The sequence below is a fragment of the Heyndrickxia oleronia genome, from assembly GCF_017809215.1.
Classification (GTDB): domain Bacteria; phylum Bacillota; class Bacilli; order Bacillales; family Bacillaceae_C; genus Heyndrickxia; species Heyndrickxia oleronia.
In genome coordinates this window covers 4,718,092-4,732,382 of the sequence record NZ_CP065424.1, presented here as the reverse complement: position 1 = coordinate 4,732,382, position 14,291 = coordinate 4,718,092, and the positions used below count along the sequence as shown (strand labels likewise).

10 protein-coding genes are annotated in these 14,291 nt (G+C 36.6%); 8 read left to right on the top strand and 2 right to left on the bottom strand.

The window, feature by feature from the left end:
* Positions 1-2: 2 nt before the first annotated feature.
* Together I5818_RS23720 and I5818_RS26320 are read right to left on the bottom strand one after the other, a co-directional pair.
* A complete protein-coding gene (locus I5818_RS23720; protein WP_071977425.1) occupies positions 3-1,268 on the bottom strand; it encodes a helix-turn-helix domain-containing protein in 1,266 nt (421 codons plus the stop codon).
* 219 nt (positions 1,269-1,487) lie between these two features.
* Positions 1,488-1,616: a hypothetical protein gene (locus tag I5818_RS26320; RefSeq protein ID WP_257234353.1), complete on the bottom strand. Its 129-nt coding sequence runs from the start codon at positions 1,614-1,616 to the stop codon at positions 1,488-1,490.
* A gap of 331 nt (positions 1,617-1,947) precedes the next feature.
* On the opposite strand from I5818_RS26320, the gene pcrB reads away from it, so the two are divergent.
* The 8 genes from pcrB (at position 1,948) to gatA (ending at position 14,284) form a co-directional block, all read left to right on the top strand.
* Positions 1,948-2,634, top strand: a complete 687-nt coding sequence (gene pcrB, locus I5818_RS23715; RefSeq protein WP_058004587.1) for a heptaprenylglyceryl phosphate synthase — start codon at positions 1,948-1,950, stop codon at positions 2,632-2,634.
* A 66-nt stretch (positions 2,635-2,700) separates the two neighbouring features.
* A complete protein-coding gene (pcrA, locus tag I5818_RS23710; protein ID WP_071977426.1) occupies positions 2,701-4,905 on the top strand; it encodes a DNA helicase PcrA in 2,205 nt (734 codons plus the stop codon).
* 76 nt (positions 4,906-4,981) lie between these two features.
* Positions 4,982-6,988 carry an NAD-dependent DNA ligase LigA gene (ligA, locus tag I5818_RS23705; protein ID WP_058004489.1) on the top strand — a complete coding sequence of 669 codons (2,007 nt, stop codon included), beginning with the start codon at positions 4,982-4,984 and terminating at the stop codon, positions 6,986-6,988.
* A gap of 117 nt (positions 6,989-7,105) precedes the next feature.
* Complete coding sequence (locus I5818_RS23700; RefSeq protein ID WP_058004490.1) at positions 7,106-8,272, top strand: CamS family sex pheromone protein; 1,167 nt, start codon at positions 7,106-7,108, stop codon at positions 8,270-8,272.
* Between the two features lie 479 nt (positions 8,273-8,751).
* Positions 8,752-10,335: a malate synthase A gene (aceB, locus tag I5818_RS23695; protein WP_078109460.1), complete on the top strand. Its 1,584-nt coding sequence runs from the start codon at positions 8,752-8,754 to the stop codon at positions 10,333-10,335.
* 25 nt (positions 10,336-10,360) lie between these two features.
* Positions 10,361-11,641, top strand: a complete 1,281-nt coding sequence (gene aceA, locus I5818_RS23690) for an isocitrate lyase (RefSeq protein WP_071977430.1) — start codon at positions 10,361-10,363, stop codon at positions 11,639-11,641.
* Between the two features lie 883 nt (positions 11,642-12,524).
* Complete coding sequence (gatC, locus tag I5818_RS23685; protein ID WP_071977431.1) at positions 12,525-12,815, top strand: Asp-tRNA(Asn)/Glu-tRNA(Gln) amidotransferase subunit GatC; 291 nt, start codon at positions 12,525-12,527, stop codon at positions 12,813-12,815.
* Between the two features lie 11 nt (positions 12,816-12,826).
* Positions 12,827-14,284, top strand: coding sequence for an Asp-tRNA(Asn)/Glu-tRNA(Gln) amidotransferase subunit GatA (gene gatA / locus I5818_RS23680; RefSeq protein WP_058004494.1), 1,458 nt, complete (start codon positions 12,827-12,829; stop codon positions 14,282-14,284).
* Positions 14,285-14,291: the final 7 nt, after the last annotated feature.

The following is a 14,291-nucleotide window of genomic DNA, read 5'->3' as shown; positions in this document are numbered from 1 at the left end:
CCCTATATTTGAATAATTTTTTTATATGAATTATTTACTAAGTTATAATAAGTTGCAGCGTTTTTATATTTGTGTTTTTTCCAGAAATAGTTTCCGAGCATTTCCGAGAATTCTGTTAATTTGGCGTGGTTTTTTGTATCTTTTAGATAAGGAATAAATTTATTAACCATAAGTTCTTCAAATTCTTCATTTCTTTCATCAATTAGATATAAATGACAAAGAATTTCATAGTAAAATGCTAAATATTTACTCCTATTATCTGAATTAATTAAATCAAGACCTTGCTGAATTCTTTTTCTTGTTTCTTCCAAATTATTTATGCTGTAACATTTTCCAATAATTGAGGTAATTGCATACAATCGCATGTGAATTGGTGATTCATTATCATTTATTATAATATCCAAATGTTTAATTGCTTCTGTTGTATCTTCTTTTACAAAATATAAATAACCGATATTTAGATGTGTTAATAGTATAATTTCCTTCTTATCAGTGCTCTCCGCAAGTTGTTTAGCTAAATTATAATTTTTAATAGCCTTATCATGATTATTAATTCTTCTATAACAAATACCAAGAACTAGGTGACACTCTGCACATCGAGAAAAATGATAGACTTGTCGATAATACTCTAAAGCTTTGTTTGCATAACTTTGTGCTTCAGATGTTAAACGAAATTTGCTATATGTAACGGAAAGTGCGTATTGTAAATCTGCCACTTCCTCTTGGGATAATTCAATGCTTGGAATAAGGTCTTCGGCTAATGTGTAGTTATGCAGAGCTTCGTTTTCCTCTTCAATGATTGAATAATAATTCCCATTAAATTTATACCAATAGTATTTTTGAAGATTATTAAAAGTACCACTAACATCCTTTAATGAATTCACTTTTTGTATGGCATTGTCAGTATCACCAATTTTTAAGTAATACCTAATCATATGAATATTAACCAGTATTTGTAACTCTGAATTATGGATAACTTTTAATAATTCAGTTATTTCTACAAACATTTTTTTCAATTCAGCAATATCCGAAGAAGTCAATAGTAAGCGAAACCATTCGTGACACTTTTCTCTAATACTGTCATCTATTTGATTATTCACTTGAATTCCTAGTTTACGACAAAGAAGTTTGATCACCTCTTCATTTGGTTCAATCTTACCATTCTCAATTTTCGATAGATAAGAAATAGAAATAATTCCATCTGCGAGGTCTTCTTGGGTTAGGTTTTGATTAATTCTATTTAATTTTATGATGGCACCGATATTCATAGTAATCACCTGAACCTACATATTTCCTTTATTATATATTAAAAATTATGTGAAGTGGTAATAATATGAAAATTATTTAGGTGATTCTACTTATCTAGTGAAATTGTGATGGTACAGATTACTTATATTCATTATATTTAGAATAGAGCAAAAATATCCCTTTAACAATTAATTATTGAAAGAGGGGGCTTTTGAACTATTCAAAAGCCCTTTATATAATCAAGCCTTTTGTAATTCACTTGGATGACTTTCATTTAATAACCTATCAATTTTGAAAATCAGAATGTCAATCTCTCGTTTAGTAATCTTCGCTGGTTTCTGTTCTGTTTTTACTTTTTCAATTTTCATTTTTTCATCCTCCTAACAAATTTTATTGCTTGGTGGAAAAGTTCTTAACCTAATAATAGCACACTTTCTAGGTCAAATAACTTGGGAAAATAACACGAAATTATTGTGATAAACCATCAATAAATTTTCAAATTTTCCTAAAAGTATTAATATTTCATAATATAAATTCATTTCACAATAGTTCTTTTGAATCAGAGCCTAAACAGCCCTTCTTATTTTATATGTACCACTTACATTTTTTTCCCTACCAAATAAATATGGAAATCCTTTTTTGCTAGTTCAATCAAATGCTATAATGATGGAGGAATATAGAATGGGGGATTTTATTCGGATGTATGACGTTCGCGAATGGCGCCACGCCTTTAAATTAGATCCTAATAAGGAAATATCAGACTCCGATTTGGAAAGAGTATGTGAATCAGGTACTAGTGCCATTATTATTGGTGGATCTGACGGAGTTACATTGGACAATGTTCTTAATTTAATGTCAAGAGTTAGAAGATATACAGTACCATGTGTATTAGAAATTTCAAATCTTGAATCGATTACACCTGGGTTTGATTTATATTTTATCCCAACTGTTTTAAATAGCACGGATGTAAAATGGATAAAAGGGATACATCATCAAGCGGTGAAAGATTATGGTGTTCTGATGAATTGGGATGAAATTCTTGTAGAGGGTTATTGTATCTTAAACGAAGATTGCAAAGCAGCCAAGATGACTTCGGCTAATGCCAATTTAGATGAAGATGATGTCGTTGCTTACGCAATGATGGCTGAGAATTTATTTAAAATGCCAATTTTCTACTTGGAGTACAGTGGAAAATACGGTGATGTAAATCTGGTAAAATCAGCAAAAAGGTATTTGAATAATACAACCTTATTTTATGGTGGGGGCATTAAAAATGCTGCACAGGCGAAAGAAATGGGACAATTTGCTGATGTTATCGTAGTAGGTAATGCACTCTATGAAAACTTTGGAGAGGCATTGAAAACTGTGAAAGCAGTTATGAATTAAGGTAGACAGACTAGATCATATATAATTATAATAGGAACAAATGTTCTGAATGGTGGTGTTGAAAATATGCAATTTTTAACGGATCGGCTTTTAAATGGCTTGAATCCTCAGCAACAGGAAGCAGTGAAAACAACAGATGGTCCCTTGCTACTTATGGCAGGAGCAGGAAGTGGAAAGACAAGAGTTCTGACCCATCGAGTGGCGTTCTTAATGGTAGAAAAAGGTATAAATCCATACAATATTTTAGCGATCACCTTTACGAATAAGGCTGCGAAAGAAATGAAGGAACGGATTGGAAGTATTATGGGTGGTGCAGCAGAGGATGTATGGATTTCAACATTTCACTCTATGTGTGTGCGGATATTAAGAAGAGATATCGATCGAATCGGCTTTAACAGAAACTTTACGATTCTGGATTCAACGGACCAGCAATCGGTTATTAAAGGAATTTTAAAGGACAAAAATATTGATCCAAAGAAATTTGATCCTAGAACCATTCTAGGATCCATTAGCAGTGCGAAAAATGAATTAGTGGATCCTGAAGAGTATTCAAAGCTTGTCGGTGGATTTTATGAACAAGTTGTTAGTGATGTATATGAGGAATACCAAAAGCGCTTAAGAAAAAATCAAGCGCTAGATTTCGATGACCTCATCATGAAAACCATTCAATTATTTCAACGGGTTCCAGAAGTTTTAGAATACTATCAAAGAAAGTTTCAATATATCCATGTCGATGAATATCAGGATACAAACCGAGCCCAATATACGCTTGTAAAAATGCTTGCATCCCGTTTTCAAAACCTTTGTGTAGTGGGTGATTCCGACCAATCGATCTATCGCTGGCGTGGTGCAGATATTGCTAATATTCTATCCTTTGAGAAAGATTATCCTCAGGCAAAAGTAATCTTACTTGAACAAAATTATCGTTCAACGAAAAGAATTCTTCACGCGGCAAATGAAGTGATAAAAAATAATGCTAATCGTAAACCGAAAAATTTATGGACAGAAAATCAGGATGGCCCCAAAATTGTCTATTATCGTGCAGATAGTGAGCAATCTGAAGCACAATATGTTGCAGGTAAAATAAAAGAGCTGACAAGCTCGGGTGCACGTAAGCTTTCTGATATTGCTATACTTTACCGAACCAATGCACAATCACGTGTGATTGAGGAAGTTTTCTTAAAATCAAATATTGAATATAACATTGTTGGTGGAATTAAGTTCTACGATCGAAAGGAAATCAAAGATATACTAGCGTACTTAAGGCTCATTGCGAATCCAAATGATGACATTAGTTTACAACGTGTTATAAATGTTCCAAAACGTGGGATTGGGGCAACCTCCTTCGATAAAATGGCTCGATATGCTGCTGAACATGATATTTCAATTATGGATGCATTAAAGGAAATTGATTTTATCGGGGTAAGCCCGAAAGTAGCCAAAGCAGCCTATGAATTTTACGAACTTATAAAAGGGTATACTGGGATGCAGGAATACTTATCTGTCACTGAATTAGTCGAAGAAGTTCTTGAAAAATCAGGTTACAGAGACATGTTAAAGGTTGAAAAAACCTTGGAGTCCCAAGGTAGACTTGAAAATATCGATGAATTTTTATCAGTAACGAAGAATTTCGAAGAGGCAAATGAGGATAAGAGCTTAGTAGCGTTTTTAACTGATCTCGCTTTAGTTGCAGATATTGATCGTCTTGATGAGGAAGAAACAAAAAGTGAGACATGTGTGTTGATGACACTCCACTCTGCCAAAGGTTTAGAGTTTCCAGTTGTATTTTTAATTGGACTTGAGGAAGGAGTTTTTCCTCATAACAGATCCTTAATGGACGAAGCGGAAATGGAGGAAGAAAGACGCTTGGCGTATGTTGGGATTACGCGAGCGGAGGAAGAGTTGTATTTAACAAATGCAGGTATGCGAACATTATTTGGCCGCACGAACATGAATCCTGTTTCTCGTTTTATTAGTGAAATCCCTGAGGATTTAGTAGAACCAGTTCATAAGCAAGCGAAACAAATTAAGAAACCATTCGGTTCTAACCCTACTATGAATCGTCCAGTGACAAGACCTGTTCCAGCAAGCTCCGGTGGGAATGATGCTGCTTGGGTAGTAGGTGATAAAGCGGAACATAAAAAATGGGGAATAGGGACTGTAGTTAGTGTTAAAGGAGAAGGCAATGGAATCGAATTAGATATTGCTTTTCCAAGTCCTGTAGGTATTAAACGTCTCTTAGCTGAATTTGCTCCTATTACTAAAATATAATAAATTAGGATGAATGAAATCGGCTCCATCGATTTCATTCAGCTTATTTACTTTTAACAATGGAAGGGTTGTTGTTATGGAAAAAAAGGCTGCTGAAAAGCGTGTACAGGAGCTGCATACACTCCTAAATCAATACAATTATGAGTATCATGTGTTAGATCATCCCTCCGTTCCAGATGCAGAATATGACCAGTTAATGAGAGAGTTAACAGATATTGAAGCACAGTATCCCGACTTAGTTTCACCGGAATCCCCTACGCAACGTGTAGGTGGGGAAATTTTATCAGCCTTTAATAAAGTTGAGCATAAGATTCCAATGTTAAGTCTCGGAAATGCTTTTAATGAAGCAGACTTACGTGATTTTGATCGCAAAGTAAAGCAAGCAGTTGGCGACGATGTTGAATATGTATGTGAACTGAAAATAGATGGATTGGCAATCTCTCTACATTATGAAAACGGGCTATTTATCCAAGGATCTACTAGAGGAGACGGAACGATTGGTGAGGATATTACGGCTAATCTTAAGACAATCCGTTCCATTCCATTGCGGATAAGTCAACCAATGACAATTGAGGTTCGTGGCGAAGCATATATGCCGAAAAAGTCCTTTGAAAAATTAAATCAACAAAAGGAAGAGAATGGAGAAGAACCATTCGCTAATCCTCGAAATGCTGCTGCTGGCTCTTTACGACAGCTTGATCCTAGAATCGCAGCATCTAGAAATTTGGATATATTCCTGTATGCTATCGGCGATTTTAGTGAAACAGGTGCTACGACCCATCATGACGGATTAAATTTATTAGAAAAGCTTGGTTTTAAAGTAAACAAGGAACGAGAGAAATGTACAAGTATTGAAGAGGTCATTCAATATGTGCAGAAATGGGTTGAAAAAAGACCTCATCTCCCGTATGAGATTGATGGAATTGTTATAAAGGTAAATTCATTTGTTCAGCAAAGTGAACTTGGGACGACAGCAAAAAGTCCAAGATGGGCAATAGCTTATAAGTTTCCTGCAGAGGAAGTCGTTACAAGGCTACGTGATATCGAATTGAGTGTTGGTCGAACAGGTGTGATTACACCGACAGCATTATTGGACCCTGTTCGAGTGGCGGGAACGAAAGTACAAAGAGCATCATTGCATAATGAAGATTTAATTCGTGAGAAGGATATTAAAATTGGCGACCATGTTGTCATTAAAAAAGCAGGAGATATTATTCCTGAAGTAGTGAATGTATTAGTGGAAAGACGTACAGGTGAGGAAAAGGAATTTTTGATGCCTACACATTGTCCTGAATGTGAAAGTGAACTTGTTCGTCTAGAAGGTGAAGTTGCTTTACGCTGCATCAATCCAAAATGTCCAGCTCAAATAAGAGAAGGGTTAATCCACTTTGTTTCTAGAAATGCAATGAATATAGATGGTTTAGGTGAAAAGGTTATTAGTCAATTATTCTCACACGAGCTCATTCACGATGTTGCAGATATCTATCGTTTACAGAAAGATCAGCTATTAGCTTTAGAACGTATGGGAGAGAAGTCTGTAACAAATTTATTAGCGGCTATTGAAAAGTCAAAATCCAATTCATTAGAAAAACTATTATTTGGTCTTGGGATTCGCCATGTAGGGGCAAAAGCGGCTAAAACATTAGCGCAACAATTTGGAAACATGAATGAGCTAAAGAAGGCAACAAGAGAAGAGCTTACAGCTATTCAAGATATTGGCGAAAAGATGGCAGACTCAATTGTTTCTTATTTTGAAAATGAAGAGGCAATTTCATTGATCCAAGAGCTAGAAGCTGCAGGGTTAAACATGAATTATACAGGTCCAATGCCGGTTCAAGTGGAATCCATTTCATCTTCTTTAGCAGGGAAAGTTGTAGTTTTAACGGGAAAACTTGAGCAGCTGACAAGAAATGAAGCAAAGGAGCAACTCGAGGCATTAGGGGCTACAGTTACAGGTAGTGTAAGTAAAAAAACAGATTTAGTCATTGCTGGAGCAGATGCAGGATCGAAATTAACAAAGGCAACAGAGCTTGGCATTGAAGTTTGGGATGAAGAGAAAATGCTGGAAGAGTTTAATCGTTAAAAGAGAAAATGTTTTAGTTTATCAGCTAAAAAGATTATACTACGTTAGGACTAAGTGAAACTTTATTTTTAGGTAAAACGTCTATGAAATTAGGACGAAATTAAAGGTGGAAATAGTATGAAAAAGTGGTTGCCGGTGTGCGCTACTGTCATGCTCCTATTGGCAGGGTGTGCACCAAAATTTGATACGGAAAGTAAAATTGTACAGGACAAGAATAATAAAAAGGAATCGGCGATTATCCCTAACTATCAAGTTTCTGACCAGTATTATCGAACGATCCTACCATTTGAACCGAGTAAAGCAAGAGGTAGAATTGTTAGCAACTTAAATACTCGCTATGATATACAGGAATTTGAAACAGGATTAATGAGAGTCGCACAAAAAACGTTTTCACCGGACACGTATCTTTTCCAAGAGGGGCAATATTTGGATAAAGATACAGTCGATGCATGGTTGAATCGAAAATATACTCCAAGTCAATTAAAAGAAAAAAAGATGACGGAAGCAGAAAATTTAGGATTAAATCCGGCTAATGATGAAAAGGGAACAGTTGAAGAACAAAATGAGAAGAACCCAATCTACTTAGCTCATATCCTAGAACATGATTATTTAGTAAAAGATAAAGAAGGAAAAGTATCATTAGGTGGAGTTGTTATAGGATTAGCCTTAAATACTGTTCACTATTATCAAAAGGAACAATACGGAGCTGTATATGAGGAAGATATCCATGAAAAAACTGAAAGTGAAGGGAAGAAGATTGCTGAAGAAGTAGTCAAACGTCTTAGAAATATGGATGGTTTAAAGGAAGTTCCTATAACCGTTGCCCTATTCAAGCAAAAATCGAAGTCTTCAGTTGTCCCAGGGAACTTTGTTTCTTATACAGAAGTTGGCAAAGGGAGCGCTAGTATCGGAGATTGGAAAAAGATCGATGAAAAGTATTATCTTTTCCCAGACGATGAGACGAAAAAGGATTATCGCGATGATGCCAATACTTTTGATAAATTTAAGCAAGATGTAGAAGAGTATTTTCCTAATTATAATGGTGTTATTGGACGAGGATTATACAAAGATAAACAACTTAATCAATTAAGTATTGAAATACCGATCCAGTTTTATGGAGAGGCTGAAGTAATAGGTTTTACTCAATATATAACAGGTTTAGTAATAAACACCTTCCCTGATTATGTCTCATTAGAAATTAATGTAACCTCTGTTAACGGACCAAAGGCAATTATTGTCCGTAACCCAGGTGAGAAAGAACCATTTGTTCATATTTATCAGTAACAGACGGATGAATCCGTCTGTTTTTTTTCAAACTTGTTGTTCATGGGGAATGTTTCCCTAGGCTCTTTACTTAAACATTGTATCTATTTAAGTGAATTTTTAACAAATGGCTCTAGACTGAAGACTGCTACGCCTTTTATTTTTCATTAATAAAAGAGCTATCTTTTTTAAGGTGTAAGAGCCGTTAGTTGGGCGTTTACAAAAGCAACAAACTATACGAAAACAGCTTTTCACTAAGTTGAAGAACGACGAGTCTTTTTATTTCACCGAGGAAAGAACAGATACTGAACTCTTAGGCCAAGAGCTGGCTATGGCTTTGACCAAAACAATTATTAATTCACTCTCATGTTTAATTTGCGAACTTTGTCGTAAATATTCTAAATGTTTATTCAAAATAAGTGTTGCACCATATCAATTCTGTTATATAATACATAAATAAATAATAAATTGTATTATAACAAAATTGAGGAGGAATGTGAGTGGATATTCGAATTTCAGGAACTGAGATAAAAGGAGCAATTAGGCCAGGTTATGAAGATATTTTAACAGCGGAGGCTCTTCATTTTATCGAACAATTGGAAAGGCAATTTGGAGAAAGAAGAAGAGAACTGTTAGATAACAGGAAAAAAAGGCAAAGAGAATTAGATCAAGGAAACTTGCCATGTTTTTTACTTGAAACGAAACAAATTCGAATGGGAAAATGGTCCATTGCCCCATTACCTTTAGATCTTCAGGATCGCCGAGTAGAAATTACTGGACCCGTTGATCGTAAGATGATAATTAATGCACTAAACTCTAATGCAAAGGTGTTTATGGCTTGTTTTGAAGATGCCACATCTCCGACTTGGGACAATTTGATAGAGGGACAGATTAATTTAAGAGATGCAGTGAACAGAACGATTTTTTATCAAGGGGAAAATGGGAGGCAATATAAATTAAATGAAAGCACTGCTGTTTTAATGGTTAGACCACGAGGGCTTCATTTAGATGAGAAGCATGTGTTAGTAGATGGGGAACCGATGTCTGGATGCCTTTTTGATTTTGGTATGTACTTTTTTCATAATGCCTTGCGACTCGTACAGGTTGGTACTGGACCTTATTTTTATCTACCAAAACTTGAAAGTCATCTTGAAGCCAGATTATGGAACGACATTTTTGTCTTTGCTCAAAAATATATAGGTATTCCAAAAGGAACGATAAAAGCAACAGTATTAATTGAGACTATACTAGCAGCTTTCGAAATGGATGAAATTTTATATGAATTAAAGGATCATTCAGCTGGATTGAATTGTGGCAGGTGGGATTATATTTTTAGCTATTTGAAAAAGCTGAAAAATAAGGAAGATGTACTTCTGCCCGACCGCTCGGAAGTGACGATGACTGTCCCGTTTATGCGTTCGTATTCCTTACTTACAATTAAAACTTGTCATCAAAGAAAAGCACCAGCTATTGGTGGAATGGCCGCACAAATACCTATTAAAAATGATCCTGAAAAAAATGAAGAAGCATTTGCGAAGGTACGTGCAGATAAAGAAAGGGAAGCAAGCGACGGACATGATGGGACATGGGTAGCACATCCGGGTCTTGTCCCAGTTGCTCTTGAAGTGTTTAATCGTGAAATGCCTACACCGAACCAAATTTATTCTGATAAGCAACAAGGAATAACGATTACGGAGGCAGACTTGCTTGAAGTACCTAAAGGCCTCATTACAGAAAAAGGAGTTCGTCAAAATATTAGAGTTGGAATCCAGTATATCGAATCATGGTTGAGTGGAAGAGGGGCTGTCCCTATTGACCATTTAATGGAGGATGCTGCGACAGCTGAAATCTCCCGTGCGCAAATATGGCAATGGATACGTCATAAGAAAGGGATATTAGATGATGGGCGAAAATTTACGTTTCAAGTATATGAACAGCTAAAAAAAGAAGAAGTGGTAAAAATTAAGTCCAAGTTCGGCGAAACGATGGCAAGGCTAGATGAGGCAATAGCATTATTTGATCAACTCATAAAAGAAGATGAATTTATTGATTTTCTAACTATTCCTGGTTACGAAATTTTATAGATTAATAGATTAGGAGGAGAAATTAATGAATAACGAAAAGATCATACAGCTACAGGATGCATGGGAGCTTGAAGAACGTTGGAAAGGAATTAAGCGTCCTTATACTGCAGAGGATGTTCTGAAGCTTCGAGGATCTATTGAAATTGAGCACACATTGGCACGCCTTGGTGCGGAAAAACTATGGCAGCTTCTCCATGAAGAAGAATATGTTCATGCGTTAGGGGCATTAACCGGGAATCAAGCCGTTCAACAGGTGAAGGCAGGTTTAAAGGCCATCTATTTAAGTGGATGGCAAGTGGCAGCAGATGCTAATTTATCCGGACAGATGTATCCTGATCAAAGTTTGTATCCAGCGAACAGTGTTCCACATGTAGTAAAGCGTATAAACCAAGCTTTACAAAGAGCCGATCAAATTCATCATATAGAAGGGGATCATTCGATTGATTGGTTTGCACCGATTGTTGCTGATGCAGAAGCTGGGTTTGGTGGACAGCTTAATGTTTTTGAGTTAATGAAATCCATGATTGAAGCGGGGGCAGCAGCCGTGCACTTTGAGGATCAATTATCATCTGAGAAAAAGTGTGGCCATCTAGGAGGAAAGGTGTTACTGCCTACCCAAACTGCAGTGAAAAATCTAATCTCCGCACGGCTTGCGGCTGATGTTCTTGGTGTTCCAACTCTGATTATCGCAAGAACAGATGCGAATGCGGCAGATTTGATTACTAGTGATGTAGATCCATATGATGCTCCATTTATAACTGGAGAGCGAACGGCGGAAGGATTTTATCGTACAAAAGCAGGCCTAGATCAAGCAATTGCACGTGGCTTAGCATATGCCCCATATGCAGATCTTGTCTGGTGTGAAACATCCGAACCTAATGTAGAAGAGGCAAGACGTTTTGCAGCAGCCATTCATAAACAATTCCCAGGGAAGCTGTTAGCCTATAATTGCTCGCCATCCTTTAATTGGAAAAAGAAGTTAGATGAAAAATCGATTGCCACGTTTCAACAAGAGCTTGGAAAAATGGGTTATAAATTTCAATTCGTCACACTTGCAGGGTTCCATTCGCTAAATAACAGTATGTTCGAATTAGCAAAGGGGTATAAAGAAAGAGGGATGGCCGCCTATTCTGAGCTACAAGAAGCAGAATTTGCAAATGAAGTTCATGGATACACTGCTACAAGACATCAGAGGGAAGTAGGAACTGGATACTTTGATGAAGTATCAATGGTAATTACAGGAGGCACCTCATCTACAACAGCATTAAAGGGTTCCACCGAAGTTGAGCAGTTTATCAATAGGTAATCCTTAAAAATATCTTCTCACTATAGATGGGAAGATATTTTTTTGTCCATTCTTTGATGCGCATTGTAGGAGTGAATGGTACAAACATCTGTATCAGAGAGAGGAGTGAGGCACATTTTAGGAGAAAACAGAGCGGAATGTGTGTCCAAAAGAGAGGAGTTGAAACACATTATAAGAGAAACCGGAGGAGAATGTGTGTCCAAGAGAGAGTGTGAAACACATTATAAGAGAAACCGGAGGGGAATGTGTGTCCAATAGAGGAGCTGAAACACATTTTAGGAGAAACCAGAGGAAAATGTGTGTCCAAGAGAGAGTGTGAAACACATTATAAGAGAAACCGGAGGAGAATGTGTGTCCAAGAGAGAGTGTGAAACACATTTTAAGAGAAACCGGAGCAGAATGTGTGTCCAATAGAGGAGCTGAAACACATTATAAGAGAAACCTGAGGAGAATGTGTGCCCAATAGAGGAGCTGAAACACATTATAAGAGAAACCTGAGGAGAATGTGTGTCCAAGGGAACGGATGAAACACATTATAAGAGAAAATGGAGGAGAATGTGTGTCCAAAAGAGAGCTTGAAACACATTATAAGAAAAAAGTGAGGAAAATGTGTGTCCAAGAGAGGGAGTGAAACACATTTTAGGAGAAACCAAAGCAAAATGTATCCAAGAGTATGCGTGGAACACATTCTTAAAATGATGAGCCAAAAAAATGTATTTCAAGAAGTGCTCAAAAAAACACAAAGGGATTAGAATGACGTAATAATCAAATATTCACTTAATATCTGGCTTATACCCTTGCCTATATACAAGCCATTCTGCTATTATCAATAATATTGTAACTATATTAATAGGTGTATGATTTTCATTCGGAGGTGAAGGAAATGTCTAGAATTACAAAGGAACAGGTAAATCACGTTGCTAATCTGGCGAGGCTGGAATTCGATGAAGAGCAAATTGAGAAATTTACGAAGCAATTAGATGATATTATTAGTCTTGCAGAGTCATTAAATGAAGTAGATACAACAAATGTGGAGCCGACTTCCCATGTGTTAGATATTCGTAATGTTCTTCGGGAGGACAAAGCAAAACCAGGGCTATCCCGAGAAGAAGTATTAAAAAATGCCCCTGACCAAAAAGATGGACAATTTCGAGTGCCATCAATTATAGAATAGGAGGGTTAGAGTTGGCTTTATTTGATCATAAAATCTCTGAGTTACATGAACTTTTACATAAAAAAGAAGTTAAGGTTTCTGAATTAGTTGAAGAATCCTATCAAACTATACAACAAGTGGATGGAAAGGTACAAGCTTTTCTTACATTAGATGAAGAAACAGCTCGTGAAAAAGCGAAACAATTAGATGAAGCTCTTGGTTCTGAAGAATCAAAGCACCCTCTCTTCGGAATGCCAATTGGAATTAAGGATAATATCGTCACAAAAGGTCTTCGAACTACATGCGCTAGTAAAATCCTCGAAAATTTTGACCCTATTTATAATGCTACAGTTATGGACAAATTACATAACGCTGGTACGATCACAATAGGAAAATTGAATATGGATGAATTTGCTATGGGATCATCGAATGAAAACTCTGGTTTTCAAAAAACCTTTAACCCTTGGAATTTAAATGCTGTACCGGGTGGATCATCTGGTGGCTCTGCAGCCGCAGTCGCAGCAGGAGAAGTTCCTTTTTCATTAGGTTCGGATACGGGTGGTTCGATTAGACAGCCAGCAGCTTTTTGTGGTGTAGTCGGATTAAAACCAACATATGGTAGAGTCTCCCGATTTGGTTTAGTTGCATTTGCGTCATCGCTTGATCAAATTGGCCCGATTACTAGAAATGTTGAGGATAATGCTTATCTTTTACAAGCGATTTCTGGTGTGGATCCACATGATTCAACATCTGCCAATATTGATGTGCCAAATTTTGTTCAAAGCTTAACAGGTGACATTAAGGGCATGAAAATCGCTGTACCAAAAGAATATATCGGCGAAGGCGTAAATGAAGAGGTCCGTCAATCGGTTTTAAATGCATTGAAGGTACTAGAAGGCTTAGGTGCAACTTGGGAAGAGGTTAGCTTGCCACATTCAAAATATGCGACAGCCGCTTACTATATTTTATCTTCTTCTGAAGCATCATCAAACCTTGCCCGTTTTGATGGAGTACGTTATGGATATCGTTCACCGAATGCAAAGAACCTAATGGAATTATATAAAAAATCCCGTTCCGAAGGTTTTGGTGAAGAAGTGAAGCGTCGAATTATGCTTGGAACCTTTGCATTAAGTTCTGGTTATTATGATGCTTATTATAAAAAAGCTCAGCAAGTGCGGACATTAATTAAAAACGACTTTGAAAAGGTCTTCGAAAAATATGATGTCATTATTGGACCTACAACACCAACTCCTGCATTTAAAATTGGTGAAAATACAGAGGATCCATTAACAATGTATGCAAACGACCTTTTAACCATTCCTGTGAACCTTGCGGGTGTACCAGGAATCTCAATTCCTTGTGGATTCGAAGGTGGTCTACCATTAGGCTTACAAATCATCGGAAAACACTTTGACGAAGCAACTGTATATCGCGTGGCACATGCGTTTGAACAAGCAACGAATTATCATACAGAAAAACCACAGCTGTAAGGGGTGA

Bases quoted from the DNA above. Each gene is read 5' to 3' on its own strand.
- pcrB (WP_058004587.1), top strand. From the start codon at position 1,948: ATGTATGACGTTCGCGAATGGCGCCACGCCTTTAAATTAGATCCTAAT.
- pcrA (WP_071977426.1), top strand. From the start codon at position 2,701: ATGCAATTTTTAACGGATCGGCTTTTAAATGGCTTGAATCCTCAGCAA.
- I5818_RS23700 (WP_058004490.1), top strand. From the start codon at position 7,106: ATGAAAAAGTGGTTGCCGGTGTGCGCTACTGTCATGCTCCTATTGGCA.
- aceA (WP_071977430.1), top strand. From the start codon at position 10,361: ATGAATAACGAAAAGATCATACAGCTACAGGATGCATGGGAGCTTGAA.
- gatC (WP_071977431.1), top strand. From the start codon at position 12,525: ATGTCTAGAATTACAAAGGAACAGGTAAATCACGTTGCTAATCTGGCG.
- ligA (WP_058004489.1), top strand. From the start codon at position 4,982: ATGGAAAAAAAGGCTGCTGAAAAGCGTGTACAGGAGCTGCATACACTC.
- I5818_RS23720 (WP_071977425.1), bottom strand. From the start codon at position 1,268: ATGAATATCGGTGCCATCATAAAATTAAATAGAATTAATCAAAACCTA.
- I5818_RS26320 (WP_257234353.1), bottom strand. From the start codon at position 1,616: ATGAAAATTGAAAAAGTAAAAACAGAACAGAAACCAGCGAAGATTACT.